The 25,332-nt window shown below is 72.2% G+C and carries 25 protein-coding genes; 5 read left to right on the top strand and 20 right to left on the bottom strand.

The features are described from left to right. Window positions 1–215 precede the first annotated feature (215 nt). Window positions 216–926: a superoxide dismutase family protein gene (locus ACWEQG_RS18400; protein ID WP_452286066.1), complete on the top strand. Its 711-nt coding sequence runs from the start codon at window positions 216–218 to the stop codon at window positions 924–926. A gap of 16 nt (window positions 927–942) precedes the next feature. Here the strand turns inward: ACWEQG_RS18400 and ACWEQG_RS18395 are convergent, their stop codons facing one another. The 4 genes from ACWEQG_RS18395 to ACWEQG_RS18380 form a co-directional block, all read right to left on the bottom strand. Then, window positions 943–1,569 (bottom strand): DUF2461 domain-containing protein, encoded by a 627-nt coding sequence (locus ACWEQG_RS18395; RefSeq protein ID WP_452286064.1) that lies wholly within the window; start codon window positions 1,567–1,569, stop codon window positions 943–945. Window positions 1,570–1,633: 64 nt separating this feature from the next. Next, a complete protein-coding gene (locus ACWEQG_RS18390; RefSeq protein ID WP_452286062.1) occupies window positions 1,634–2,452 on the bottom strand; it encodes a polysaccharide deacetylase family protein in 819 nt (272 codons plus the stop codon). Between the two features lie 34 nt (window positions 2,453–2,486). Beyond that, a complete protein-coding gene (locus tag ACWEQG_RS18385) occupies window positions 2,487–2,792 on the bottom strand; it encodes a hypothetical protein (RefSeq protein ID WP_169984171.1) in 306 nt (101 codons plus the stop codon). Window positions 2,793–2,913: 121 nt separating this feature from the next. After that, on the bottom strand, window positions 2,914–3,528 hold the full coding sequence (locus ACWEQG_RS18380; RefSeq protein WP_452286060.1) for a helix-turn-helix domain-containing protein: 615 nt from the start codon (window positions 3,526–3,528) through the stop codon (window positions 2,914–2,916). Between the two features lie 65 nt (window positions 3,529–3,593). Between ACWEQG_RS18380 and ACWEQG_RS18375 the strand changes: the two genes are divergently transcribed. Then, window positions 3,594–4,430, top strand: coding sequence for a DMT family transporter (locus ACWEQG_RS18375; protein WP_363462559.1), 837 nt, complete (start codon window positions 3,594–3,596; stop codon window positions 4,428–4,430). Between the two features lie 78 nt (window positions 4,431–4,508). Here the strand turns inward: ACWEQG_RS18375 and ACWEQG_RS18370 are convergent, their stop codons facing one another. After that, the gene (locus ACWEQG_RS18370; protein WP_363462560.1) at window positions 4,509–5,102 is read right to left on the bottom strand and encodes a sigma-70 family RNA polymerase sigma factor; all 594 of its coding nucleotides are present in this window, start codon (window positions 5,100–5,102) and stop codon (window positions 4,509–4,511) included. Window positions 5,103–5,409: 307 nt separating this feature from the next. Here ACWEQG_RS18370 and ACWEQG_RS18365 point away from each other — a divergent pair, with 307 nt between their 5' ends. Continuing rightward, window positions 5,410–6,480 carry a PLP-dependent cysteine synthase family protein gene (locus ACWEQG_RS18365; RefSeq protein WP_363462561.1) on the top strand — a complete coding sequence of 357 codons (1,071 nt, stop codon included), beginning with the start codon at window positions 5,410–5,412 and terminating at the stop codon, window positions 6,478–6,480. A gap of 44 nt (window positions 6,481–6,524) precedes the next feature. Here ACWEQG_RS18365 and ftsY read toward each other — a convergent pair whose 3' ends face one another. From ftsY to ACWEQG_RS18305, 12 genes are all read right to left on the bottom strand, one after another. After that, the gene (gene ftsY, locus ACWEQG_RS18360) at window positions 6,525–7,706 is read right to left on the bottom strand and encodes a signal recognition particle-docking protein FtsY (protein WP_452286057.1); all 1,182 of its coding nucleotides are present in this window, start codon (window positions 7,704–7,706) and stop codon (window positions 6,525–6,527) included. A 205-nt stretch (window positions 7,707–7,911) separates the two neighbouring features. Then, window positions 7,912–11,625, bottom strand: coding sequence for a chromosome segregation SMC family protein (locus ACWEQG_RS18355; protein WP_452286055.1), 3,714 nt, complete (start codon window positions 11,623–11,625; stop codon window positions 7,912–7,914). A gap of 244 nt (window positions 11,626–11,869) precedes the next feature. Further along, window positions 11,870–12,064, bottom strand: coding sequence for a hypothetical protein (locus tag ACWEQG_RS18350; RefSeq protein ID WP_079312688.1), 195 nt, complete (start codon window positions 12,062–12,064; stop codon window positions 11,870–11,872). A 188-nt stretch (window positions 12,065–12,252) separates the two neighbouring features. Next, the gene (locus tag ACWEQG_RS18345) at window positions 12,253–12,513 is read right to left on the bottom strand and encodes an acylphosphatase (protein WP_452286053.1); all 261 of its coding nucleotides are present in this window, start codon (window positions 12,511–12,513) and stop codon (window positions 12,253–12,255) included. A 57-nt stretch (window positions 12,514–12,570) separates the two neighbouring features. Then, a complete protein-coding gene (gene mutM, locus ACWEQG_RS18340) occupies window positions 12,571–13,446 on the bottom strand; it encodes a bifunctional DNA-formamidopyrimidine glycosylase/DNA-(apurinic or apyrimidinic site) lyase (protein ID WP_452286051.1) in 876 nt (291 codons plus the stop codon). A 16-nt stretch (window positions 13,447–13,462) separates the two neighbouring features. Next, the gene (gene rnc, locus ACWEQG_RS18335) at window positions 13,463–14,212 is read right to left on the bottom strand and encodes a ribonuclease III (protein ID WP_452286049.1); all 750 of its coding nucleotides are present in this window, start codon (window positions 14,210–14,212) and stop codon (window positions 13,463–13,465) included. Between the two features lie 247 nt (window positions 14,213–14,459). Continuing rightward, complete coding sequence (gene rpmF, locus ACWEQG_RS18330) at window positions 14,460–14,639, bottom strand: 50S ribosomal protein L32 (RefSeq protein ID WP_030506036.1); 180 nt, start codon at window positions 14,637–14,639, stop codon at window positions 14,460–14,462. 1 nt (window position 14,640) lies between these two features. Then, window positions 14,641–15,195: a YceD family protein gene (locus tag ACWEQG_RS18325; RefSeq protein ID WP_452286048.1), complete on the bottom strand. Its 555-nt coding sequence runs from the start codon at window positions 15,193–15,195 to the stop codon at window positions 14,641–14,643. Between the two features lie 70 nt (window positions 15,196–15,265). Then, entirely contained in the window at window positions 15,266–15,742 is a 477-nt protein-coding gene (coaD, locus tag ACWEQG_RS18320; protein ID WP_169984181.1) for a pantetheine-phosphate adenylyltransferase, read from the bottom strand. Between the two features lie 16 nt (window positions 15,743–15,758). Then, window positions 15,759–16,328: a 16S rRNA (guanine(966)-N(2))-methyltransferase RsmD gene (gene rsmD / locus ACWEQG_RS18315; protein WP_363462775.1), complete on the bottom strand. Its 570-nt coding sequence runs from the start codon at window positions 16,326–16,328 to the stop codon at window positions 15,759–15,761. A 388-nt stretch (window positions 16,329–16,716) separates the two neighbouring features. Beyond that, window positions 16,717–18,879, bottom strand: a complete 2,163-nt coding sequence (gene recG / locus ACWEQG_RS18310; RefSeq protein WP_452286046.1) for an ATP-dependent DNA helicase RecG — start codon at window positions 18,877–18,879, stop codon at window positions 16,717–16,719. A 36-nt stretch (window positions 18,880–18,915) separates the two neighbouring features. Then, on the bottom strand, window positions 18,916–20,490 hold the full coding sequence (locus ACWEQG_RS18305) for a DAK2 domain-containing protein (RefSeq protein ID WP_452286044.1): 1,575 nt from the start codon (window positions 20,488–20,490) through the stop codon (window positions 18,916–18,918). A gap of 204 nt (window positions 20,491–20,694) precedes the next feature. Between ACWEQG_RS18305 and rpmB the strand changes: the two genes are divergently transcribed. Together rpmB and tsaA are read left to right on the top strand one after the other, a co-directional pair. Next, entirely contained in the window at window positions 20,695–20,880 is a 186-nt protein-coding gene (gene rpmB / locus ACWEQG_RS18300; RefSeq protein WP_030506042.1) for a 50S ribosomal protein L28, read from the top strand. A 374-nt stretch (window positions 20,881–21,254) separates the two neighbouring features. Beyond that, on the top strand, window positions 21,255–21,722 hold the full coding sequence (tsaA, locus tag ACWEQG_RS18295; RefSeq protein WP_452286041.1) for a tRNA (N6-threonylcarbamoyladenosine(37)-N6)-methyltransferase TrmO: 468 nt from the start codon (window positions 21,255–21,257) through the stop codon (window positions 21,720–21,722). A gap of 188 nt (window positions 21,723–21,910) precedes the next feature. Here tsaA and thiD read toward each other — a convergent pair whose 3' ends face one another. From thiD to ACWEQG_RS18280, 3 genes are all read right to left on the bottom strand, one after another. Further along, window positions 21,911–22,708 carry a bifunctional hydroxymethylpyrimidine kinase/phosphomethylpyrimidine kinase gene (gene thiD / locus ACWEQG_RS18290; RefSeq protein WP_452286039.1) on the bottom strand — a complete coding sequence of 266 codons (798 nt, stop codon included), beginning with the start codon at window positions 22,706–22,708 and terminating at the stop codon, window positions 21,911–21,913. Window positions 22,709–22,832: 124 nt separating this feature from the next. Further along, the gene (locus tag ACWEQG_RS18285; protein WP_452286037.1) at window positions 22,833–23,813 is read right to left on the bottom strand and encodes a hypothetical protein; all 981 of its coding nucleotides are present in this window, start codon (window positions 23,811–23,813) and stop codon (window positions 22,833–22,835) included. Between the two features lie 532 nt (window positions 23,814–24,345). Continuing rightward, the gene (locus tag ACWEQG_RS18280; RefSeq protein WP_452286324.1) at window positions 24,346–25,296 is read right to left on the bottom strand and encodes a thiamine-phosphate kinase; all 951 of its coding nucleotides are present in this window, start codon (window positions 25,294–25,296) and stop codon (window positions 24,346–24,348) included. Between the last annotated feature and the right edge of the window lie 36 nt (window positions 25,297–25,332).

Raw genomic sequence — 25,332 nt, 5'->3', positions numbered from 1 at the left:
CAGGAAGGCGGGCGCCGTCACGCATCCGGCGATGCCGCCGCCGGTCGTCACGGCCGGTCGGCGGCGTGCTCCAGAGCTTCGGCGGCGACGCCGACGAGAGGCTCCGACGGCAAGAGCGGGTAAACGGCGGGCACAGATGACGTCGTTCGCGCTCCCCCTCCCACCCGGCCGTGCTCTGCTGTCGCAGGCAGTGCAGCGTCTGAGGAGGAGCGATCATGCCCCGCACAACCCGTCTCGCCATGGCCGCCGGGCTCGCCCTGGGACTGGCCGCCGCGGCAGCCCCGGCCGTGCCGGTGCTGTCCGCCACCACCACGGCAGCCACCACCACGGGAACCACCACCACGGCAGCGACCACCACGGGGACCACCACCACAGCAGCCTCCACCACGGGGGCCTTCGCACCGCGGACCCGCCCCGGCGAGCCGATCACCGCGGTCATCAGGAACACCGCGGGACGTGTCCTGGGCACCGTGCACGTCGAGCGGTACGACGCGAAGAAGTCGCGGGTCAGCGTCGGCATGCGGGGACTCGCTCCCGGATTCCACGGCTTCCACGTCCACGCCGCCGGCGTCTGCGATCCCCGCTCCGTGGACCGCGCGACGGGCAGCGCGTTCTCCAGCGCCGGAAGCCACCTCGGCTCGGGAGCGCACGGGGACACGGCCGGGGACATGCCGCCGCTGCTGGCGGCCGCGGACGGCACCGCCTCCGCGTCCTTCGTGACCGACAGGTTCACCCCGGAGCAGCTGGCCGACGCCAACGGAAGCGCGTTCGTGGTGCACGCCGGACCGGACAATCTCGCCCACATCCCGGACCGGTACTTCCACCGCCCCGACGACACCGGCGCCGTGGGGCCGGACACGACCACGCGCAAGACCGGGGACGCCGGTGCCCGGATCGGCTGCGGCGTCGTCAAGCGCCGCGGCTGACCGGGCGGGGGGGCGGTCAGGACAGGTGGCGCCGCAGCCAGTCGACCAGCGGGACGAGCGCCCGCCAGGTCGAGCGGACCCGGTCGAGGGTTTCGGGGGTGTGCAGCCACGGCTCCGGCTCGAACCGCCGCCCGGCGTGCAGCGTCTTGTGCCGCAGGAGGTCGAGCCGGGGGTGGTCCTCCGGCGTGCCGCGAGGGCGGGTCTTGAGCCGCTCGCCGCCGACCGTGAGATCGCCGGGCAGGGCCGCGAGGATCTCCTCCAGCAAGGGCCCGGCGGTGTCGTCGTCCAAGGCCTCGCGGTAGCGCGAGACCTGGTCGCCCGGCATCCACCAGCCCGCCGCCACGTAGAGGCCGTCGGCGTCCACCTGGACGTAGTAGCCGACGCCATCCACGCCCACTCCGCAGTAGGCCCCCTGGTGCGTCTTGTACGGCGACTTGTCCTTGGCGAACCGCACGTCGCGGTGCGGCCGGAACAGGTGGGCGGGCCCGAACTCCGGCTCCAGCTCGTCCATCAGCGCGAGCATCGGCGCCCGGACCCCGGTTTCGTACAACTCCTTGTGGGCCGTCCAGTACGCCTTCGAATTGTCGGCGACGAGGCCCTCGTAGAAGATGAGCGCCTCGTCAGGGAACCCGCTGAAACCCATGCCACCCACCTTCGCACGCCCCACCGACAGTCCCGGGACCGGGACCGCGCGGGCCGTGGCCCTTCTACCGGTTGGTGTACTTCTTGCCGGGCGTGGTGGCGCCGAGCAGCTCCGAGACGGTCACGTACGTGAAGCCCTTGCGGTCGAGTTCGTCGAGCAGCCGGGGCAGTGCCTGCACGGTGGTGGCGTGGATGTCGTGCATGAGCACGATGTCACCCGGTTTCGCCGCGGCGCTGCGCTGGGTGATCACGGCGGGGTTGCGGTTGAGCCAGTCGAGGGTGTCGACCGCCCACATGATCTGCGCGAGGCCCGCCTGTCTGGTCTCGTTGTCGACCGTCTGGTTCGTCGCGCCGTACGGCGGGCGCATGAGGCGCATCCGCACGCCGGTCACCTTCCGCACGGCCTCCTGGGTCCGGTCGAGCTCGCGGCGCAGGCCGTCGGGCGACAGCCCCGGTAGGGAGGCGTGGTCCCAGGAGTGGTTGCCGATCTCGTGGCCCTCGGAGGCCATCCGCCGCACGAAGTCCCGTGTCTCGTCCGTGACCATCTGCCCGAGCAGGAAGAACGTGGCCCGGGCGTGGTGGGCGGCGAGCAGGTCGAGGACGTGCCCGGTGTATTCGGCCGGCCCGTCGTCGAACGTCAGCGCCACGCACTTGTGCTGTCTGCAGTCGACGTGCCGGGGCGGCGGGATCGCGGGCAGGCGCGGTCCGGGCGCTCCCCGCTGCGACCCCGCCAGCCGGAAGCGCAGCAGGTCGGCGTCGAAACGTCCCGGCGTGCCGAAGCGCGGATGCGGCGCCACGGGACGCTCCCCGGCGGCCGGTACGGTCCTGACCTGGCCACATCCGCCGATCAGCAGCAACGACAGCAGAACGGATCCGATCCGCATACGACCCCCCGGAGCAGGCGGGGGGCCACGAACGCTACGGATAGCCTCCGGCCGATCCCCCCCGCAGAACCTTTTCCAGTTCCTCCCACCAGGGCGGCACGTCCGCCTTGAGTTCGGCGTACCTGCGGGCCACCCGGATGGCGCATCCTGCGGGGTCCGTACCCAGGTGCCGGCACTTCACGGCACCCTCGCGCCAACGGTAAAAGCCCTCACGGAAGGTCACGACCAGGCCTATCCAGACGGAGAGAGTAGCCTCGTCACCGATCTCGTAGGCGTCGGCCACCCCGAGCGCGGCGAGTTCCGCGCGAAGTTTTTCCACCGCGACTCGCGATTCACTCACCGGCCACCGCCCCCTGCACAGCAGACACGCACAAAAAGGGATGTACCCAACCTTGGAGCGGCGCTTGCGGATTCATTCTGTAATCATCGGCTACTAAGCGTCACCACGCAGCCCTTACTCGTCAGTCATCTGCAGGTTCTCCGCCATCGTCCGGCTCCCGGACATCCGGTGGCTCCGGCGGCTCGGTGACCACCATCACGAAGCGCAGCGGCTCGTCGTGCTCGTTGGCGTAGCGATGAGGCCGGTCGGCGCTGAACACGACGGCGTCACCGCACCCCACGACGTGGCTCCTGCCGTACACGGTCAGCGTGAGCCGCCCCTCCAGAACGGTGAGCATCTCCCGGGTGCCGGCGGGGTGCGCGTCGCCGTCGTGGTGCTCGCCCGGCCCGAGCCGCCAGTCCCACAGCTCCAGGATCGCGGGCGCGTCGGTCCCCACGAGCAGGCGGGCCGATCCTCCCCCGGAGTGCCGGAACGTCACCACCTCGGACTCGTGCACGACCCGTACGACCGGCGTGTCGGCGACCTCCACCAGCCGGGCGAGGGTGACGCCCAGCGCGTCGGCGATGCGGGTGAGCGTGTTGACGCTCGGGTTGGTGCGGCCCTGCTCGATCTGGATGAGCATGCCGCGGCTCACGTTCGACCGCGCCGCGAGCTCGTCGAGGGTCATCCCCCGGTGGGCCCGCTGGCCCCGTACGTTGGCGGCGATGGCCGCAGCGATCGTCTCAGGATCAGCCATGGGTCCACAATAGTGATCTCTGAGTACAATCCATTGCACTATTGATGCAATCTCTTGGGGGACCTGTGACGGCGGCAGTGCTCGCGACGGCATGCGCGGTGATCTTCGGCACGGCCGACTTCTTCGGCGGGCTCGCCACCAGGCGTTCGAAGGTGCTGGCCGTCGTCGTGCTCTCCCAGCTCGGCGGCCTGCTGCTGATCGCCGTCCTGCTCCCGATCCTGCCGGGCCACGCGAGCCCGGCCGCGCTGGCCTGGGGGATGGCCTCCGGGATCGCCGGAGCCCTCGGCATCGTGCTGTTCTACCGCGGCCTGGCCACCGGCATGATGTCCGTGATCGCCCCCACCACGGCGACGACGGCGATGGCCGTCCCCGTGGTCTTCGGCCTGCTCACCGGCGATCGGCCGTCCGCCCTGGCACTGGTGGGCGTCGCGCTCGGCCTGCTCGCCGTCCTGCTGGTCAGCCGCGAGCCGAGCGGCGGCGCGAGCGGCCCGAAGGCGGGACCGATCATCGCCGCCCTGGTGTCGGGAGCGGGTTTCGGCGGGTTCTTCGTGCTGCTCAAGCTGGCCCCGGCCGACTCCGGCACATGGCCCCTCCTAGGGGCGAGGATCGCGTCGATCACACTGGTCGCGCTGCTGGCCCTCGCCACGCGCAGGAGCCTGCGCCCGGTGCCCGGCAGCCTGACGGTGACGATCATGGCCGGGGTGCTCGACATGGCCGCCAACGTGCTCTATCTGCTCGCGGCGCAACGGGGGATGCTCACCCTGGTCGCCGTCCTGGTGTCGCTCTACCCGGCGAGCACGCTGCTGCTCGCGCGGTACGTCCTGGGCGAACGGCTGAGCCCCGTGCAGATCACCGGCGTGGGGTTCGCGCTCGGCGCGATCGCCCTCATCGCCGCCGCCTGAGCACTCCGCATCACCGCTCGAGCACTCCTGACCGCCGCATGAGCCCCGCCCGAGCCGGGGCCCGCCCGCCGCCTGCCGTCAGGCCGCGCAGGCCTGCTCGGGAATGCGTACGACGCCCTCCTCGCGGGCGTAGCCCTCCAGCATGCCCCGGAGCTGCCGGCGGCCCCGATGCAGCCGGGACATCACGGTGCCGATCGGCGTGCCCATCCGGTCGGCGATCTCCTTGTACGCGAAGCCCTCCACGTCGGCCAGGTAGACGGCCACCCGGAAGTCCTCCGGCAGAGCGCGCAGGGCGTTCATCACGACGCTGTCCGGGATCTGGTCGAGCGCCTCGGTCTCGGCCGAGCGCAGCCCGGTCGACGTGTGCGACTCGGCCGCGGCCAGCTGCCAGTCCTCGATCTCCTCGGCGGCCGACAGCTTGGGCGAGCGCTGCTTCTTCCGGTAGTCGTTGATGAAGTTGTTGGTGAGGATGCGGTGCAGCCACGCCTTGAGGTTCGTGCCCTCACGGAACTGGTGGTACGACGTGAACGCCTTGGCCACGGTCTCCTGAACCAGGTCCTCGGCGTCGGCGGGGTTGCGCGTCAGACGCATCGCGGACGCGTAGAGCTGGCTCGTCACCGGCACGACCTCACGCTCGAACCATGCCTGCCGCTGCTCGTCGGTCGAGATCATCTCTTCCCCCTACGGAACTTCTCCCCCGTTACCCGTCCGGCCGGAACACATGCGAGGTCGCTCGTTCATCGTTGTGCCAAGGACATCGTGCCGATCGGGGCCTAAGCACGCTGTTAATTCGTCCGGCCTGGTCAGCACCGTCGATGTAGGGACCAGGCCCGCGCGGCCAGGTCACGCGCAAGCCGAACAAGTCTCATTAGCGTAACACTGGAGCCTCAATCGAGAGTAAAATGTGGCAAGTTTCACTGTCTGTCGGCGCAGCCGGGGCCTTTGGTGTTCATGCCGGACAACGTGCCAGAGTGGCGCCATGAACCACCTGGATCGGCATGATCCGGTCACGAGGGCCTGGGTGGCCGACGCCATCCAGGCCGTCGAGGCCGACGCCAACCGAAGCTGTGACACTCATCTGCATGCCTTCCCGCTCCCCTCGCACTGGGGTGTCGACCTCTATCTGAAAGACGAGTCGGTGCACCCGACCGGTTCACTCAAGCACCGGCTCGCCCGCTCCCTTTTCCTGTACGGCCTGGCCAACGGCTGGATCGGGCCCACCACCACGATCATCGAGGCGTCCAGCGGGTCCACCGCCGTGAGCGAGGCGTACTTCGCCCGCCTGCTCGGCCTGCCGTTCATCGCTGTGATCCCGGCGAGCACCTCGCCGGAGAAGCGGGAGATCATCGAGTTCTACGGCGGCAAGTGCCACCTGGTGGACGACCCCAGGGCGATCTACGACGAGTCGCACCGGCTCGCCGCCGAGACCGGCGGGCACTACATGGACCAGTTCACCTACGCGGAGCGGGCGACGGACTGGCGGGGCAACAACAACATCGCCGAGAGCATCTTCCAGCAGATGACCCTCGAACGGCACCCGGAGCCCGCGTGGATCGTGGTCGGCGCAGGCACCGGCGGCACCTCCGCGACGATCGGCCGCTACATCCGCTACCGCCGGCACCAGACGCGGCTGTGCGTGGCCGATCCCGAGGGCTCGGCGTTCTACCCGTCCTGGATCTCCGGTGAGGAGCACGGCGGCGCCGGATCGCGGATCGAGGGCATCGGCCGGCCGCGGGTCGAGCCGTCGTTCCTGCCGACGGTCATCGACCGGATGACGCAGGTCCCGGACGCCCTGTCGATCGCGGCCATGCACTGGGTCAGAGAGGTCACCCGCCGGGAGGTCGGCGGCTCGACCGGCACCAACATCGCGGCGGCGGTCCAGATCATCCGGGAGATGCGGCAGCGAGGCGAGCGCGGCAGCGTGGTCACGCTGATCTGCGACGGCGCCGAGCGCTACCGCGACACCTACGGCGACCCGCGCTGGCTGTCCGGGCAGAGCATCGACATCGCCCCGCACCTGGAGGAGCTGCGCGCCTTCCTGCGCGACTGAAGGCGGGCGGGCCGGGAGCACCGGCCCGACCGCCTTCCCGTCTGTCAGTCGCCGAGCAGGGCGTCGACGAAGACCTCGGGGTCGAACGGCGCGAGGTCGTCCGGCCCCTCACCGAGACCCACGAGCTTCACGGGCACGCCCAGCTCGCGCTGGACCGAGATCACGATGCCGCCCTTGGCCGTGCCGTCCAGCTTGGTCAGGGCGATGCCGGTGACGTTGACCACCTCGGCGAAGACCTGCGCCTGACGCATGCCGTTCTGCCCCGTGGTCGCGTCGAGGACGAGCAGCACCTCGTCCACGGCGGCCTTCTTCTCGATGACCCGCTTCACCTTGCCCAGCTCGTCCATGAGGCCGGTCTTGGTGTGCAGGCGGCCCGCAGTGTCGATGATGACGGTGTCGGCCTTGTCCTCGATGCCCTTGGCCACGGCGTCGAACGCCACGGACGCCGGGTCGCCGCCCTCCGGGCCGCGCACCACGCCCGCCCCGACGCGGTCGCCCCACGTCTGCAGCTGGTCGGTGGCCGCCGCGCGGAAGGTGTCGGCGGCGCCGAGGACGACCTTCCCGCCGTCGCCGACCAGGACGCGGGCGAGCTTGCCCGAGGTCGTGGTCTTGCCGGTGCCGTTGACGCCCACGACGAGGACGACCGCGGGCCGCTCGCCGTGCGGCTTGGTGTGCAGGGTCCGGTCGAGGTCGGGGGCGATCTGCGTGAGCAGTTCCTCCCTGAGCAGCTTGCGCACCTCGTCAGGGGTGCGGGTGCCGAGGACCTTCACCTTCGTCCGCAGTTCCTCCACCATCGCCCTGGTCGGCGCGACACCGACGTCGGCGGTGATCAGAGTCTCCTCGATCTCGTCCCAGACGTCGTCGTCGAGGCGGTCGCGCGACAGCAGTTCGAGCAGGCCGCGTCCGAGGACGTTCTGCGAACGGGCCAGCCTGCTGCGCAGCCGCACCATCCGGCCGGCCGAGGGCGGCGGGACCTCGATCTCGGGAGCCTTGATCAGCTCTTCGATCGGAGGGGCGGGGGGCGGCAGTGTCGTCGTCGTGCCGCCGTCTTCCTCACCGAGTCCCGTCTTCGCGGGCTCCTCGATCACGGGAGCCTTCGGCTCGGGCGGGGCCGGCGGCGCGGGCGGCAGGTCCTTCGCCTTCGGCCGGAACAGCAGCCAGAGGCCACCCACCGCCAATATGGCGACGATGGCCACGATCACGATGATGCCGAGGTAACCGTCCACACCATGCAGTTTCCCAGATCACCCGCATTACTCCCGCCAGCGCACAGCTCATTCGAGCGATCCGGAGGGGCGCGCCGCCGATCTGGACTGAGGAGCGCGCGGGAGCGAAGCGACCAAGCGCGACGAGGGAAGACGGCGGAGATGAGCGCCCCGATGGTGAGCGGGGAACACGAGCGATCCGGAGGGGCGCGCCGCCCCGCTCCGCCTAGACCTTCTCGCGGAGGCGCTGGCTGACGACCTGGGTGACACCGTCGCCGCGCATGGACACGCCGTACAGCGCGTCGGCGATCTCCATCGTGCGCTTCTGATGCGTGATCACGATGAGCTGTGAGGTCTGTCTCAGTTCCTCGAACAGGGTGAGCAGCCGCTGGGTGTTGGTGTCGTCGAGCGCCGCCTCGACCTCGTCCATCACGTAGAACGGCGACGGGCGCGCCTTGAAGATCGAGACGAGGAACGCGACCGCCGTCAGCGACCGCTCACCGCCGGACAGCAGCGACAGGCGCTTGACCTTCTTGCCGGGTGGCCTGGCCTCGACCTCCACGCCCGTCGTCAGCATGTCCTCCGGGTCGGTCAGCAGGAGGCGGCCCTCTCCGCCGGGGAAGACCCGCTGGAAGATCTCCCCGAACTCGCGCGCCACGTCCTCGAACGCCGCCGCGAAGACCTGCTCGACCCGGTCGTCGACCTCCTTGACCACGAGCAGCAGGTCGCGCCGGGTCTTCTTGAGGTCTTCGAGCTGCGAGGTGAGGAAGGCGTGCCGCTCCTCGAGCGCGGCGAACTCCTCAAGCGCCAGCGGGTTGACCTTGCCGAGCTGGGTCATCTGCCGCTCGGCCGTCCTGGCCCGCTTCTCCTGCTCCTCCCGGACGTACGGCACCGGCGGGTCGCCCGGCACCGGCACACCCGGCCCGTATTCGGCGATGAGCGGTTCGAGCTCGATGCCGTACTCCTCCAGGGCGCGCTGCTCCATCTGCTCCAGGCGCAGCCGGCGTTCGGTCCTGGCCATCTCGCTGCCGTGGACGCGGTTGACCAGGGCGTCCAGCTCCGAGCCGAGCTCCCGTACGCGCAGGCGCACCTGCTTGAGCTCGCCGTCGATCCGCCCGCGCGCCCGATCGGCCTCGTCGCGCTCCTCGGCGGCACGCGCGAGCGAGCCCTCCAGCGCGCCCAGGGCGGCGCGCGCTCCGTCGGCCACCGCGGCGGCGATCTCCGCCTGCCTGCGGCGGCGTTCCCGGTCGGCCGCGGCCCGGGCGCGGTCCTGCCGCTCGCGCTGCGCCGCGCGCAGCAGGGCGTCGGCGCGGCCCGCGATGCCCCGCACCCGCTCCTCGGCCGTGCGGACGGTCAGCCGGGCCTCCATCTCGGCCTGCCGGGTGACGCCGCAGGCGGCGGCCAGGTCGTCCCGGGTGTCGGTGGTCGGCTCCGCCTCCAGCTCGGCGGCGTACTCCGCCTCGGCGAGCTGCTCCTCCAGCTCAACGACCGCCGCCTGCGCCTGTTCGCGCGACTCCTGGGCGTCCAGCACGGACCGGCCGAGCCGGGCCGCCTCGTCCTGTGCGGCCTTGACCGCGGCCTCCAGCCGGGCGAGCTGCCTGGCCGCCGCCGCGGCCCGCTGGTCGGCCTCCCGCTGCCTGCCGCGCAGGCGGTCGAGCCCGGCCTGCGCCGCGTTCAGCCCGTTCTGCGCGGCGTTGACGCCGCCCTGGGCGGCGCTCACGCCGCTCTGCGCCTCCGTGACCCGCGCCTGCGCCGCCTCCAGCGCGAGCTGGCACTCCCGCTCGGCGGCCACGGCCTCGGCCAGCGCCTCCGCGTGCCGTTCGGCCCCGGCCCGGGCGGTGGCGAGATCGGCGGCGGCCTCGTCCAGGGCCGTACGCATCTGCAGCAGCGAGGCGCCGCCACCGGAGCCGCCGTGCGCGGCGTGGACGCCGAGCAGGTCGCCGGACGTGGTCACGGCCCGCAGCTCCGGGTGGGCGTCCACTACCTTGCGCGCGGTGAGCAGGTCGGGCACCACGACCACGCCGGACAGCAGCGCCTCCACGGCGGGGCGCAGCTCGTCCGGCACGGTCACCAGATCGGCGGCCCACTCGGCGCCCGCGACGGGCACCTCCGGCCGCCCGCCGTCACCGTTCCTGTCCCCCGCGATCAGCAGGGCGGCGCGGCCGGCGTCGGCCTCGCGCAGATGCTCGACGGCCGCGACGGCGGCGGTCAGCGAGGCGACGGCCACACCGTCGACCGCCAGGACGGCCGCGACGGCCGCCTCCGCCCCCGGGCGTACGGCCAGCAGCGTGGCGATCGGGCCGAGCACCCCGGGAAGACCGGCGCCGAGCAGCGCGGCCGCCCCGTCCGCTCCCCCGGCCAGGCTCATCTCCAGTGCCTCGCACCGCGCCTGGAGAGCGGCGACGGCGCGCTGCGATTCGGCGTCGGCGGCGCGGGCCGTGCCCACGGCGGCCTTGGCGGCGGCCAGCGCGTCCCTGGGCGCGGCCAGCTCGGCCCGCGCCCGCTCCACGACGGCCTCGGCCTGCTCGGCCACGGCCCTGGCCTCCTCCACCGCGGCGCGGGCGAGGTCCACCCCTTCCTGCGCGGCCTCCAGCTCGGCCGTGAGCTCGGGGTCGGCCGGCGACTCGTCGAGGGCCTGCGCGTCGAGCTCGTCCTGAGCCTGTTCGGCGCGCCGGGTGGCGTCCTCGACGGCCTTGGTGAGCCTGCCGATCTCGTCCCCCGCGGCCCTGGCCCTGCTCCTGGCCGACTCGACCTGGCCGCGCAGCCGGGCTAGGGCCTCGCGGCGGTCGGCCGCGGCACGCGCGGCGGCGGCCAGGCGCCGCTCCTCGGCGGCCAGCGCCTCCTCGGCCTCGGCACGGACCTCGACGGCGGCCGCGAGCCGCTCGCGCGCCTCGTCCAGCTCCTCCGCCAGGACCCGCTCCTGCTCCCGCACCTCGGCGGCCTCGCGCTCCAGGTCCTCCGGGTCGCGCCCGCGCCGCTCGATGGAGGCGGCGTCGGCGGCGTGACGCCGCCGTTCGGCCGCGAGGCTCTCCACGCCGCGCAGCCGCTCCCGCAGGGCCGAAAGGCGGTAGAAGGTCTCCTGGGCGGCCTTGAGACGCGGCTGGGCCTCGTTCTCGGCCGCCTCCAGCTCCGCCTCCCGCCGCTGGCCCTCGGTCAGCTCGGCCTCCACCTGGGCGCGCCGCGCCTGTACGGCCGCCTCGTCGGCCTCCTCACGCTGCAGGGTGTCGCGGAGGGTGATCACGTCGTCGGCGAGCAGGCGCAGCCGCGCGTCCCGCAGGTCGGCCTGGATGACGGCCGCCTTGCGGGCGATCTCGGCCTGGCGGCCCAGCGGTTTGAGCTGACGGCGCAGTTCGGCCACGAGGTCCTGGACGCGGGTCAGGTTGGCCTGCATCGCGTCGAGCTTGCGGAGGGCCTTCTCCTTGCGCTTGCGGTGCTTGAGTACGCCCGCGGCCTCCTCGATGAACGCCCGGCGCTCCTCCGGCCCCGCGTGCAGCACCTGGTCGAGCTGGCCCTGGCCGACGATGACGTGCATCTCCCGGCCGATGCCCGAGTCGGACAGCAGCTCCTGGATGTCGAGCAGGCGGCAGGTGTCGCCGTTGATGGCGTACTCGCTCTGGCCGGACCGGAACATCAGCCGGCTGATCGTCACCTCGGTGTAGTCGATGGGGAGCGCGCCGTCGGTGTTGTCGATCGTGAGGGTGACCTCGGCCCGGCCGAGCGGCGGGCGGCTGGAGGTGCCCGCGAAGATGACGTCCTCCATCTTGCCGCCGCGCAGCGACTTGGCGCTGTGCTCGCCCATCACCCATGCGAGGGCGTCCACGACGTTGGACTTGCCGGAGCCGTTGGGGCCCACCACGGCGGTGATGCCCGGCTCGAAGCGGAGGGTGGTGGCCGAGGCGAATGACTTGAAGCCGCGTAAGGTGAGCGTCTTCAGGTACACGTCCGCCCCCCTCCATGCCGCCCGGCGTTTGGGGGGAAAGACTACAGCTCCCGGCGGCGGGGCACGCGGGATAGGCACCGGCGGCACGCCTGTGAAGGGAAGACCGGAAACGACAAGCGGGGCGGTTCGCCCATCTCTTTATGATCGATTAGCCGCCGAATCAATTGCCGGGGAACAGCGGCGGAAATGGCAAGGGACGCCTTTGCGGGGCGTCCCTACAATCCTTTCCCGTTCCTGCCGGACCTCAGGTGAGAGCCGGCTCGCGATCCTGCAGCCGGACCAGGGCCTCATCACGAGTTTGCGCCGCGAGCGCGTCGTTCTGGGCCTGGAGCCGGTTGAGTTCTGCCTCGAGGTCGCGGATGCGCTGCTGGAGACGGCGCATTTCCGAGATCATTCGAGGATCAGGACCGCCGACGTGGCCGAGTAGAGCCTTCGCCATAGTAAAGGGTCCTCCACGCTGAGTGACCAGACTGGTTCGCGCACTTCATGCCGCGGGAGGGGTGCGCGTGGTTCCTCTCAAGAGTCGCACCGGCATTGGAGACGGTCAAGTTGAACGCTCCGCGATGACGTGCCGGTGGACACTCTCGCTAGATAAATATACCGGATTTGAGGGGTTTGAGGGAAGCCCTACCTCTCGACAAACCCGGCGATACCTCTCTTCGCATCGCTCCAGCGCTCGACCACCCCCTCAACATGGCCGGGCGTGTCACCGGTGCGTAACAACGCCAGGAGCCTTTCGCACGACTCCCTCGGGCCCTCGGCGACGACCTCGACCCTCCCGTCGGCCAGGTTCGAGGCCCACCCGACGAGTCCGAGCTCCAGCGCGCGGGCCCGGGTCCACCACCGGAATCCCACGCCCTGCACCCGTCCCCGGACCCATGCCGTCATCCGAACCACGCCTACAAGTATCCAGATCGACTCCGGCCGCCACAGGCGGGGGTGCGTCTAAGGGCGGGCGTTCCTCGGGCGGGGCTGGCACTTCGGGCAGCTGTAGGAGGACCGGTTCATGAACGCCTCCCGCCGGATCGGCGTCCCGCAGCGGCGGCAGGGCTCGTCCCGCCTGCCGTACACCGCGAGCGAGCGGTCGAAGTAGCCGCTCTCGCCGTTCACGTTCACGTACAGGCTGTCGAAGGAGGTGCCGCCCTGCCCGAGCGCCTCGGTCATGACCGCGCGGACCTCCGCGAGCAGTTCGGCGATCTTCGGCCGGGTCAGCGTCTCGGTCGGCCGGGCCCAGTGCAGGCGCGCCCGCCACAGCGCCTCGTCCGCGTAGATGTTGCCCACCCCGCTGATCAGCGACTGGTCGAGCAGTGCCCGTTTGATCCCCGTACGCCGCAGCCGCAGCCGTACGGCGAACTCATCGTCGTCGAACGCGTCCTCCAGCGGATCGGCGGCGATGTGCGCGATCGGCTCGGGCACCGGCCGGCCCCGCCCGGCCGCCATGGGCGCCACCAGGAGGTGCCCGAAGGTCCGCTGGTCGACGAACCGTAACTCCGGGCCGCCGTCGGTGAAGCCCATGCGCACGCGCAGGTGCTTCTCCACCGGCGACAGCGGGTCGACGACGAGCAGCTGGCCGCTCATGCCGAGATGAGCGATCAGGGCCTCTTCGGCCTCCTCCTGGGCGCCGTCCCGCAGGGGCAGCCACAGGTACTTGCCGCGCCGCTCGGCCGACGTCAGCGTGCGGTCCTTGAGCTGGGCGGGCAGGTCGCCCACGTTGCGGCGGACCGCCCGGGGATGCAGGACCTCGGCCGCCGCCACGGTCCGGCCGGCGACCCAGTTCTCCAGGCCCCTGCGGACGACCTCGACCTCGGGCAGTTCGGGCATGCGCCGTCCCCCGGGCTCAGGCGCGTACGGGGCCGGCGCCCTCGCGGGCGTCGCGCAGCGCGCGGATCGCGGTCCAGGCCGCCTCGGCCGCCTGCTGCTCGGCCTCCTTCTTGCTGCGCCCGGAGCCCTTGCCGTACTCCTTGCCGCCCACGCGCACCGTGGCGGAGAACGACTTGGCGTGGTCGGGCCCGCTCTCGTCCACGTGATACTCGGGCACGCCGAGCATCTCGGCGGCCGTGAGCTCCTGCAGGGACGTCTTCCAGTCGAGCCCGGCGCCGAGCGACGCCGACCGCGTGATGAGCGGGTCGAACAGCAGGTGGACGACGCGGAACGCCTCGTCGAGGCCCTTGTCGACGTACACCGTGCCGATCAGGGCCTCCAGCGTGTCGGCCAGGATCGACGACTTGTCGCGCCCGCCCGTGCCCTCCTCGCCGCGGCCCAGCCGCAGATACTTGCCGAGGTCCAGCGTCCTGGCGACGTCCGCGAGGGCCCGCATGTTGACCACGGCGGCGCGCAGCTTGGCGAGCTGGCCCTCCGGCAGGTCCGGGTGGTTGCGGAACAGCGTGTCCGTCACCACGAGACCCAGCACCGAGTCGCCCAGGAACTCCAGGCGCTCGTTCGTCGGCAGTCCGCCGTTCTCGTACGCGTACGAGCGGTGCGTCAGCGCCCGCTCCAGGATGCCGGTGCTGAGCCTGACGTTCAGCACCTGGTAGAGCTCGTCCCTGGCGATCTCGACGGGGACGGGCTTTACAGACGGTGCGGCCATGAAATCCTCCCAACTCCTATGTGCAGGCAGGGCCGTGCACGGGAGGCAGGTGGACCGGCCGAAGGCCCGAAGGCGTGGTGGACGCCGGTCCGCCGGGAGCCGATGGCCCCGGCGTCCACCACGGCCGCGGGCGTGCATGTGGGTGCGTACCGTCCAACCGCCACCGCACGTTCCTGTGAAGCACGGTAACGCCGACCGGCTCGCCTTAACGATCCGGCCGGCGTCCCGATGTCCGCCTAACGCGCGATCAGGCCGACGGCTCGACGACCTGACGGCGGTTGTAGGTGCCGCAGGTCGGGCACGCCACGTGCGGGCGCTTGGGCGAGCGGCACTGCGGGCAGCTCACGAGTGCGACCGCCGCCGCCTTCCACTGGGACCTGCGGGCGCGGGTGTTGCTCCGCGACATCTTCCGCTTGGGGACGGCCACGTCAACCCTCCTGATCGTCTTCCTGTTCCACAACCAAACCCTGCAGCGCCGCCCAGCGGGCGTCGATCGCTTCGTGCCGGTGGTCCGGGCCGGCATCCGCCAGCCTGGTCCCGCACTCCGCACAGAGACCGGGGCAGTCCTCACCGCACACCGGGCTCAGCGGCAGTGCGAGCACCACCGCGTCACGGAAAACCGGCTCGAGATCGAGCAGTTCGCCGTCGAGGAGCAGATCGTCCTCTCCGGCGTCCTCCGCCGAGTAGAAGTAGAGCTCCTGGAAGTCGACCTCGATCTCCGAGGTCAACGGGTCCAGGCAGCGCGAGCACTCCCCCGTCAGGGGAGCATGCGCCGTGCCCGTCACGAGCACGCCCTCCATCACCGCTTCGAGCCGGATGTCCAGCTCGACGTCGGCGTCCTTGGGAACGCCGATCATTCCGACCGCGAGGTCCGCCGGTGCCGGGAGGACCGGGCTGAGCGTGCGCATCGATCCCGGTCGGCGCCCCAGGTCGTGGGTGGAGATCACCCATGGGGCTCGGGGATCGAGGCTGTGCAGACTCATCCTGCTCTCGTTAGGCATGGCGAATCACCGCCGTCGTGCAAGGCTGAAAGGCAAGAATACCAGCCCCCGTTCAGCCTCTGAGCCGCTCCACGAGCAGCTGGTGGACGAGGTCCGGGACCAGGCCGGAGACGTCCCCGCCGTAGCGCGCGATCTCCTTGAGCCTGCTGGACGACAGGAACGAGTACTCCGGATTGGTGGACATGAACAACGTCTCCACACCCGACATCCGGTAGTTGAGCTGGGCCATCTGCAGCTCGTAGTCGAAGTCGCTGACCGCGCGCAGGCCCTTCACGATGGACGGGATGCCCTGCTGCCGGCAGAAGTCGACCAGCAGACCGTGGAACTTCTCCACGCGGACGTTGCCGTACTCCTTCGTCACCGCCTGGAGCATCTCGATGCGTTCGTCGACGGTGAAAAGGCTGTGCTTCTCAATGTTGATGAGCACGGCCACGACGACCTCGTCGTACAACCGTGATGTCCGGCCGATGATGTCCAGATGTCCGTTGGTCACGGGATCGAACGATCCCGGGCAGACGACGCGACGCAAGGCGCACCCCCATGATTTACGGGTTCCCGGCTGCGCGACCGTACCAAACGGCCGCTTCGCCGTACCGACGGACCCTGTCTTCCGTGAAGCCCTCGGGCCACACGAGGTCCTTACCCCTCGACTCCCGCTCCACGGCCACGAGCGCGCCCTCCGCCAGCCAGCCGTTGTCGCGCAGCGCCGTCAGCACCCGGGAGACCGCCTCGTCGGAGACCGCGTAGGGCGGGTCGGCGAAGACGAAGTCGTACGGCTCCTCGCACGGACGGCCCACCACCCGCTCGGCCTTCTCGGCTCGCAGGGACGCCCCAGGCAGCCCGAGCGACGCGATGTTCTCCCTGATCGTGCGCGCGGCCCTGGCGTCCGACTCGACCAGCAGCGCGTGGGCGGCCCCTCTGCTCAGCGCCTCGAGCCCCACGGCGCCCGACCCGGCGTACAGGTCGAGGACCCTGGCCCCGTCGAGCGAGCCGAGCGTGGAGCCCACGGTGGCGAACAGGCCCTCCCTGGTGCGGTCGCTCGTCGGCCTGGTCGATCTCCCCGGCGGCACGGCCAGCCTGCGTCCCCCCGCCGTCCCTGCGATCACCCGCGTCACGTCATCATTGTCCCGCCCGCGGCGGCCTCCCCGGCACGGCGGGCGAAGGGCGGGAAGATCGGCCAGGTCAAGAGTAGGCAAGCGGCGGCGACGAATGAGTAAGAGCCGTATCCGGCGCTCCGTCACATGAGCATCATGAGTTCTGCGGCCTTCACGGTGACCCAGGGGAAGGCCGGCCGGCGTGGTCGTGAGCCCTTCCGCACGCCGGCGCCCTCGGCACCTGACCCGAGGGTGGGCCCGGCCGGGGACGGCATTCGGGGGGAGGCCGTCCCAAGGCCGGGCTCTGGGTCCTTAACGGGCGCCGTGTTCACACGGCGCCCGTTTCACTTTCCGGCCCGCCGCGTGCCGCGACGCCCCCAGCCGCAGGGCGCCGCGGCGGGGGCGGCGATCACGCCTTCTCGAGGAACTCGGCGCGTTCGTCGGCGACCATGGTGTCGATCTCGGCGCGCAGGGCGGTGTGGCCCGACAGCTCGGGATCGGCGGACAGCAGGGACGTCGCCTCGGTCCGGGCCGTCTCGATCACGTCCTCGTCACGCAGGAGCTGCAGCAGTTTGAGCGACGACCTGCGCCCCGACTGGGCGGCGCCGAGCACGTCGCCCTCCCGGCGCTGCTCCAGGTCGACACGGGACAGCTCGAAGCCGTCGAGGGTCGTCGCCACCGCGTCGAGCCTGCGGCGCGCCTGAGTGCCCTCCGGGGCCTCGCTCACGAGCAGGCACAGTCCGGGCAGGCCGCCGCGGCCGACCCGGCCGCGCAACTGGTGGAGCTGGGAGACGCCGAAGCGGTCGGCGTCCATGATGACCATCGCCGACGAGTTGGGGACGTCGACGCCGACCTCGATGACCGTGGTCGCGACCAGGACGTCGATCTCGCCCCGGGCGAAGGCGCGCATCACCGCGTCCTTGTCCTCGGGCGCGAGCTTGCCGTGCAGCGCCTCGATCCGCAGGCCGGCCAGCGGCCCCTCCGCGAGCATGCGCGCGACGTCGAGCACCGCCAGGGGCGGCCTGCGCTCGTCGTCGTCCTTCGCCAGGTCGCCCTCGTCGCCCTCCTGGTCGCCGATGCGCGGGCACACCACGTACGCCTGGCGGCCCAGGCCGACCTCCTCGCGGACCCGCTGCCAGGCGCGGTCGAGGAAGTGGGGCTTCTCCGCGGCGGGCACCACGTGGGTGGTGATCGGGGCCCGGCCCGAGGGGAGCTGGGACAGCGTGGACACCTCCAGGTCGCCGAACACGGTCATCGCGACCGTGCGCGGGATCGGCGTCGCCGTCATGACGAGCACGTGGGGACGCCCGCCGCCGCCCTTCTCGCGCAGGGCGTCGCGCTGCTCGACACCGAACCTGTGCTGCTCGTCCACGACGACCAGCCCGAGGTCGGCGAACTGGACGTGCTCCTGCAGCACGGCGTGGGTGCCGATCACGATGCCGGCCGCGCCGGAGGCCGCGTCGAGCAGCGCGCTCCGCCGCGCGGCGGCCCCCATCGAGCCGGTGAGCAGCGCGACCGCCGTCCCGCCGAACATCCCGCCGGTCGCGAGATCGCCGAGCATGTTCACGATCGACCGGTGGTGCTGCTGGGCGAGGACCTCGGTGGGCGCGAGCAGCACGGCCTGGCCGCCGGAGTCGACCACCTGGAGCATCGCGCGCAGCGCGACCACGGTCTTGCCCGCGCCCACCTCGCCCTGCAGGAGCCGGTGCATGGGATGCTCACGGGCGAGGTCCGCGGCGATCTCCTCGCCCACCTGCCGCTGCCCCTCGGTGAGCTGGAACGGCAGCCGCGCGTCGAACTCGTGCAGCAGTCCGTCGTCGCGCCCGGGGCGGGCCCTGGCGAGCCAGGCGGACGCGGCCATGCGCCGCCGCACCAGGACGGCCTGCAGGACGAACGCCTCGTCGAACTTCAGCCGGTCGTGGGACCGCGTGACGTCGGCCTGGCCGCGGGGCCGGTGGACACGCCGCAGCGCCTCCTCGATCGGCAGCAGTCCCAGCCGCTCCCGTATGTCGGCCGGCACCGGGTCGTCCAGGCTGAGCACGTCGAGCACCGTGCGCACGGCCCGGCGGATCTTCCAGCTCGGCAGCCCCTGGGCCGAGGGGTAGATCGGCACCAGCGCGGAGGCGAACTCCTCGGCCGTCTCCTCCGTCTCGTCGAACGACTCGTACTCGGGATGGGTGAGCGAGACGCGCCTGGTCCTCCCGCCGACGAAGACGCCGACCTTGCCGGAGAACATCGCCTCGGTGCCGGGAGTGAGCCGCTGCTCGGCGACGTAGGCGCCCTTGCCGAAGAAGGCCAGGTGCAGCTTCTCCTTGCCGTCGGTCACCTCGATGTCGAGCCAGGTGCCCTGCCGGTTCTTCATCGGCCTGCGCACGGCGGACGACACCTTCGCGACCACGGTGACGTGCTCGTCGTGCTCCAGCGACGCGATGGGCGTCAGCTCCCCGCGCTGCGCGTACCGCCGCGGGTAGTGGCGCAGCAGTTCACCGACCGTGCTGATGCCCAGCGCGCTCTCCAGTGGAGCGGCCGACCTGCCGACCACCTTCTTGAGCGGCTCGTCGAAGCTCGTCACGTCACCAATTTCTACCCGTAGCGGCCGACAATCCGGCTACTCGACGCCGACCAGGAGGGGATAGCCGCCCTGCCCGCCCTCGTACACGATGATCTCCAGGTCCGGGCGGACGCGCTCCAGATGGTCGCGTACGGCGTGGAGGAGCGCCTCGGGCGCGCCGGCGCCGGTGACGAGCGTGACCATCTCGCTGCCGCCGGAGACCAGGCGCCGGACGACCTCGACCGCGGTCGCGGCCAGGTCCGCGCCGATAAGCGCGACCTCGCCGTCCACCACGCCGAGCACGTCGCCGATCCGGCACAGTCCGACGCTGGTCATCGCCGCGCGGTCGGCGACCCACACGTGACCGTGGCGGGTGTGCCCGGCGGCGTCCGTCATCGCCACGATGTCGTCGTCGAAGCGGCGCAGCGGGTCGTGCACGGCCAGCGCGGCCAGGCCCTGCACCGACGCCCGGGTGGGCAGGACGCTCACCGTCACGCCCTCCTCCCTGGCGATCTCCGCGGCGGCCACGGCGACGTCGTACACGACGGCGTCGTTGGGCAGCACCGCCACCTCGGTCCCGGCCTCGCGGACGGCCCGCAGCAGGGCCGCCGCCGTCGGGGCCGAGCCCGGCTCACGCCGCACGACCACCGCTCCCGCCTCCCGGAACAGCGCCGCCAGACCGTCCCCGGCGGCGACCGCGACCACGCCTGTCGCCGGGCGCGGCTCGTGCGGCCGTCCCCCGAGGTAGGTCACCTTGATCCGGTGCGGGCGCCCGGCCCGCAGCCCGGCCTCGATCGCCGCGCCCGCGTCGTCCACGTGGACGTGGACGTTCCACAGGCCCTCCCCGCCGACGATCACCAGGCTGTCCCCGAGCGCGTCGAGCTCGCCCCTCAGCCGGTCCACCTCGCCCACGCCCGCGTCCAGGAGGTACATGACCTCGTATCCGGGGCCGCCCGCGTCCTGACGTCCGAGCTCCTCCGGCGCGATCCGCGCGGCCGGGGCGGGCACCTCGTGCCGCTCGCTGTACGCCTCGGTCACCACCTCGGACAGGCTCTCCAGCATGATCACCAGGCCGGCCGCGCCCGCGTCCACCACGCCGTTGCGGGACAGCACGCCGAGCTGGCCCGTCGTACGGCGCAGGGCCCGGCGCGCCTCGTCCGCCGCCCGGCGGGCCACCTCGGCCAGGTCGTCGGGCGTGTCGCGTACGGCGCGCGCCGCGGCGGACAGCACGCTCAGCACCGTGCCCTCCACGGGCCGGACCACCGCCGCCCTGGCCATCTCGGCCGCCCTCGTCAGGCCCTCACGCAGGTCGGCGCCGCCGCCCGGCGCGTGCCCGAGCACCTCGCCCATGCCTCTCAGCGCCTGGCTGACGATCACCCCGGAGTTGCCCCGCGCGCCGAGCAGGGCGCCGCGCGTCAGGGCCTCCCATGTGGCGCCCGCGTCCGCGTCGCCGGGCAGCGCGTCCACCGCCTCGGCCGCCGACAGGATCGTGAGGTGCAGGTTCGTGCCGGTGTCCCCGTCCGGCACGGGGAACACGTTGAGCGCGTCGATCTCCGCCCTGGCCCGGCCGAGGGCCGCGGCGCAGTGGCGGGACCAGCGGCGCACCGCGGGGGGATCGAGCTCCTTGAGCATCCGGCCGACCTTCCTTCCGCGCTCCAGCCCCTCGATGCGCTACCGTTGGCGGGTACGAGACTATCCCCGTTCGCCGGAGTCCCGTTTGGCGTGCACCGGTGAACATCGGATATCCTCGTGTGGCCAGCCGGTTGTCCCGGCATTGCTCGGACGAGCCGCTGCACCGGCGCCGGGCCGATCGACTGATTCAAAGGAGCGATTACCGTGGCTTCCGTCTGCGACGTCTGCGCCAAGAAGCCGATTTTCGGCAACAACATCTCCCACTCGCACCGCCGCACCCGCCGCCGTTGGAACCCCAACATCCAGACTGTGCGCGCGGTGGTCAACGGGACGCCGAAGCGGATGAACGTCTGCACCTCCTGCATCAAGGCGGGCAAGGTCACGCGCTGACCGTCTGACTCTCGCGAGAGCCCGCCACCGGGTCCGGTGGCGGGCTCTCGCGCGTCCGGCGCGACGCCGGCACCGGGAATACCCCGGCCCCGGGCCGGTTGACCGCGGTCATGGCTCGAATCCTCGTTACGGGCGCGACCGGCGACGTCGGCCGGGAAGTCGTCGCTCGGTTTCTCTCCGCCGGCACTCCGGGGCGCGTTCGTACGGGACGCCGGGACGGGCCGCCTCCCGGGAGGCGCCGAGGTCGCGGAGGGAGACCTGTCCGAGCCGGTGACTGACGTTCCGGCAGTGGGCCGCCGAGCACGCCGACGCCTTCCGCTGACGGCCTCGCCCAGGATCATTCCTTCCGGCCGGACCCGCGCACGTTGGATTATGTGGGTCGGATCTGGCACGCCGACGCCCTTGCGGACATCGGCGACTCGGAGGGATTCACGCTGTTGACCGAATGCACGCTACGCGTGATCGGGCGAGTCGAATCGCCCCTCACCGATCGAGCCGTGGCACCCCTGCAAGCCGACGAAGGCGGCCCCGACGCCTGGCTGGTCTTCGACGAGCGGTACGCGCCTGCCCTGGAGGGGCTGTCTCCGGGGACCGACGTGCTCCTGCTCACCTGGCTCGACCGTGCCGACCGCGACACGCTCACCGTCCACCCACGCGGCGACGCCACACGGCCGCGCGCCGGCGTCTTCACCACCCGCAGTCCCGACCGGCCCAACCCGATCGGCCTGCATGAAGTGCGCATCCTCGCGATCGCCGGGACGCGCGTCCATGTCGCCAATCTCGAAGCTCTCGACGCGACCCCGATCCTGGACGTCAAACCCCTCCTCACACCGGACCGATGACGCCAAGGACCGCCGCCGGCCGCGCCACAAGTATGGGCGCGGCCGGCGCGGTCGCCGCCCGGCGCCGTTCACAGGCCGGCCGGCCGGTCCGGGTCTTGTGCCGACCTCGGCGCCACCGGCCCGCTGAGCGACGCCCACGGCCGTGACTTCACCGTCCCGCGACTCCAGGGCACGGCGAGCCGGCTCGCTCAGGCGTCCGTCCGCGTCCGCCAGCCGTGGTCCACGGGGCCGATGCCCGCGCCCAGCGGGAAGCCGTGCGCGATCGCGCCGGTCACGTACTCCTTGGCTTGCCGTACGGCGCCGGGCACGTCCTCGCCGAGGGCGAGGTACGACGCGATCGCGGAGGCGAGCGTGCAACCGGTGCCGTGGGTGTGCCGGTTGTCGTGCCGCTCGGCGGTGAAGCGGTGCTCGCTCGACCCGTCGGTGAGCAGGTCCACGGGCTCACCGGGGAGGTGGCCGCCCTTGATCAGCGCCCACTTCGGCCCGAGCGCCAGCACGGCCTCGGCGGCTCGGGATAGGTCGTCCTCGTCCTCGACCTTGACGCCGGTGAGCTGCTCGACCTCCCACAGGTTGGGCGTGACCACGGTCGCGACCGGCAGCAGCGCGCTCTTCACGGTCTCCACAGCCTGCGGCGCGAGCAGGCTGTCGCCGTGCTTGGAGACGCCGACCGGGTCCACCACGACGGGCGCGGTCACGCCCGCGAGCACCTCCGCGACGGTCTCCACCAGCACGGACGACGCCAGCATGCCCGTCTTGATCGCCTGGGCTCCGATGTCACCGAGGACCGAGTCGAGCTGCGCCCGCACCGCTTCGGGGGGCAGTTCCCAGTAGCCCTGCACGCCCAGTGAGTTCTGCGCCGTCACGGCCGCGATGACGCTCATGCCGTGCACGCCGAGGGCCAGCATGGTCTTCAGGTCGGCCTGGATGCCGGCGCCGCCGCCGGAGTCCGAGCCCGCGATGGTCAGGACACGTGGTGGGGTGGTCATGGGCCAATCCAACCAAAACACCCGCCGCCTCCCCGAAAACGCCCCATCGCGAACGGGCCGCGCGGGCCGGCCGGCGCTATCCCCGGCCGGGCGAATCCGGTCGGGCGGATCCGGTCTCGGCGGGTCAGCCGTGGTGCCGGGACGGGCCGGGGCCGGTCACCTCGCACCGGCCCCCGGAGAGCACGCAGTCGGCGGGTGCGGCGGACGCGCCGTCGGCGCGGATGGTCAGCGTCAGCGCGCCGCCCTCGTCCAGCGCGGTCCGCGAGCTCAGGGTCAGGGTGTCGCCCCGCTGCTCCCAGTCCGCTCCCTCGACCGCCGTCACCTGCCCGCCGACGGCCAGCCGGATGGTCCAGTCGGGCAGGGCAGGCCCCTCGTTGCGTACGGCGAGCCGCGCCGTGTATCCGCTCTCGTCATGCCGTCTCACTGTGAAGCGCACCCGCACCGCCGCACCGTCGCCGTCGAGTGCGGACTCTGTCTGCGCCGCGTCCGTGCCCGCCGTGTCCTCGCTGGTCCCGCTGTCGCCGGGCGCGGCGTCGGCGCCCGGAACGGTCGCCGCCGTGTCGTCTCCGGCTGCGGTGACGGCGGCGGGAGCATCCCCCACCCGTGGAGACGCCTGGGACGAGGCGCGCGGAGCGGCGGTGGACGAGGCGCGCGGAGCGGTGGTGGACGGGGCGCGCGTACGGGCGGACGCGTGGTCGCGATCCGGGTTCCCGGAGGTCGCCGTGGAGACCGGTGTGGCCTGCGGATGCGCCGAACCGCCCCGCGCCGTGTCGTTCCCGGCGGTGTCGTTCCCGGCGGTGTCGTTCTTCTCGGTGCTCCCGCCCTCGTCCTGCCCGGCGCCGGTTCTGCCGGGGTCCTCCTGGCCGGGCTGGTCCTGGTCGTTCTGGGCAGGGCCGCCGGTCGGATCGCCCGGGGCGCGCGTCTCGCCGAGGGCCTGGCCCGAGCCCGGCGCTCCCGCGGCCGTGCAGTCTTCCGAGACCGGGCAGGCCGTGGTCGGCTGCTCCATGGTCAGGGAGGTCCGCCCGGCGATCAGCCGTGCGCCGCCGGTCGTGACGCCCACGGCGAGCAGCACGGACAGCCCCGACACGAGCGCCAGCCTCCGCATGCGTCTCGGCTGCTTCGCGTCGTCGTCCCGGCGAGGCCTGGTAAGGCCGCGATCCCCGGCGCCCCCTGACGTCGCCGGACGCTCGGACGTCGCCGGACGCCCAGCCGACACCAGGCTCTCGGACTCCAGCCTCTCGGGCGACAGAGCGGCGAACATCCGGGTCGTCGCCTCCGAGGGCGGCGCGGGCCACGGCACACCGCCACCGGTCACCTGCGCGGGCGGCGCGGGCCACGGACTACCACTCCCGGGTGTGTCCGAGGGCGGCGCGGGCCACGGCACGTCTCCGCCGCCCGGCCGCGGCCCGGGGTACCCGGCTCCGGGAGAGGCCGGCGGGCCGCCGGTCGGCGTCGCCGGAGGACGGAAGGCCACGTGGTCCGGGTCGGCGGCCCCCTCCGGATGGTCGTCCTGAGCCGGGGAGGGCTGTCCCTCTCGCGCCTTACGTCCTGCCGTGTGACGGCCCATGACGGTCCTTCCTGTTGCCGACCGCCATACTTAATAACAGATCTAATACACCTATGTCACAAATTTCACATCATCCACGGAAGTGGTCCCATCCCCCTTCGGTCCAGGTCTGACCGTCGACCCGCACCCCGCGGCCCTCCGCCACCACTCCCACACGCGTCCATTCGGGCGGCAGCCGCACCTCGGAAGGGAACGTCGCGGCCAGCGCGTGATCGTCGCCGCCGGTGAGCACCCACTCCAGCGGGTCCGCCCCCAGGTGGCGCGCCGCCGCGGTCAGCGCCTCCGGCACGGGCAGGGCGGCGGCGTCCAGCGCGACGGCCACGCCGCTCGCGTCGGCGACGTGCCCCAGGTCCTGCAGCAGGCCGTCGCTGACGTCGAGCATCGCCGTCGCGCCGAGCAGCGCGGCCCGCGGGCCGCAGGGGTACGGCGGCAGGGGACGGCGGTGCGCCTCCAGCAACGCCACAAGATCCGAGGGACCGCCGGTCACGCCCGCCCCGAGCAGGGCCAGCCCGGCCGCCGCGTATCCGAGGCGGCCCGCCACCGCGACCACGTCACCGGGGCGCGCGCCCGACCGGGTCACCGGCGGCCTGCCGCCGAGGTCGCCGAGCGCGGTCACCCCGAGCACGACCGTCTCCGACCGGGCGATGTCGCCCCCCGCCACGGTCGCCCCCACCAGGTCGCACTCGTCGCGGAAGCCGTCGGTCAGCGCGTCCAGCCAGTCGGCGGGGACGTCCGCGGGCAGCCCCAGACCGACCACGAGTGCGGTGGGATCGGCTCCCATGGCAACGATGTCGGAAAGGTTCTGTGCAGCGGCCTTACGGCCGATGTCGTACCCGCTCGACCAGTCGCGGCGGAAGTGCCTACCCTCGATCAGTAGATCCGTGCTCACGACAACCCGCCCATCAGGGGCCTTGAGGACCGCGGCGTCGTCGCCGGGGCCCAGCAGTACGGCCGCAGTCCGCGGAAGGCGTCCCGATATCCGCTGAATTACTCCGAATTCGCCGAGATCTCCGACTGTGATAGCACACCCCTAGTGCATTCGAGGTACGGTTACGCT

Source organism: Microbispora sp. NPDC004025 (assembly GCF_053604425.1).
The sequence above is the reverse complement of the archived record's forward strand: the minus strand, read 5'-3'. Positions and strand labels throughout refer to the sequence as shown.

Excerpts from the sequence above, each read along its gene's own strand:
- thiD (WP_452286039.1), bottom strand. The coding sequence starts at position 22,708 with ATGACCACCCCACCACGTGTCCTGACCATCGCGGGCTCGGACTCCGGC.
- ACWEQG_RS18350 (WP_079312688.1), bottom strand. The coding sequence starts at position 12,064 with ATGGCGAAGGCTCTACTCGGCCACGTCGGCGGTCCTGATCCTCGAATG.
- ACWEQG_RS18285 (WP_452286037.1), bottom strand. The coding sequence starts at position 23,813 with ATGCGGAGGCTGGCGCTCGTGTCGGGGCTGTCCGTGCTGCTCGCCGTG.
- ACWEQG_RS18305 (WP_452286044.1), bottom strand. The coding sequence starts at position 20,490 with ATGCTCAAGGAGCTCGATCCCCCCGCGGTGCGCCGCTGGTCCCGCCAC.
- ACWEQG_RS18345 (WP_452286053.1), bottom strand. The coding sequence starts at position 12,513 with ATGACGGCATGGGTCCGGGGACGGGTGCAGGGCGTGGGATTCCGGTGG.
- ACWEQG_RS18400 (WP_452286066.1), top strand. The coding sequence starts at position 216 with ATGCCCCGCACAACCCGTCTCGCCATGGCCGCCGGGCTCGCCCTGGGA.
- ACWEQG_RS18380 (WP_452286060.1), bottom strand. The coding sequence starts at position 3,528 with ATGGCTGATCCTGAGACGATCGCTGCGGCCATCGCCGCCAACGTACGG.
- ACWEQG_RS18365 (WP_363462561.1), top strand. The coding sequence starts at position 5,410 with ATGAACCACCTGGATCGGCATGATCCGGTCACGAGGGCCTGGGTGGCC.
- ACWEQG_RS18395 (WP_452286064.1), bottom strand. The coding sequence starts at position 1,569 with ATGGGTTTCAGCGGGTTCCCTGACGAGGCGCTCATCTTCTACGAGGGC.
- ACWEQG_RS18325 (WP_452286048.1), bottom strand. The coding sequence starts at position 15,195 with ATGAGTCTGCACAGCCTCGATCCCCGAGCCCCATGGGTGATCTCCACC.
- rnc (WP_452286049.1), bottom strand. The coding sequence starts at position 14,212 with ATGGCCGCACCGTCTGTAAAGCCCGTCCCCGTCGAGATCGCCAGGGAC.
- ACWEQG_RS18370 (WP_363462560.1), bottom strand. The coding sequence starts at position 5,102 with ATGATCTCGACCGACGAGCAGCGGCAGGCATGGTTCGAGCGTGAGGTC.
- ACWEQG_RS18390 (WP_452286062.1), bottom strand. The coding sequence starts at position 2,452 with ATGCGGATCGGATCCGTTCTGCTGTCGTTGCTGCTGATCGGCGGATGT.
- mutM (WP_452286051.1), bottom strand. The coding sequence starts at position 13,446 with ATGCCCGAACTGCCCGAGGTCGAGGTCGTCCGCAGGGGCCTGGAGAAC.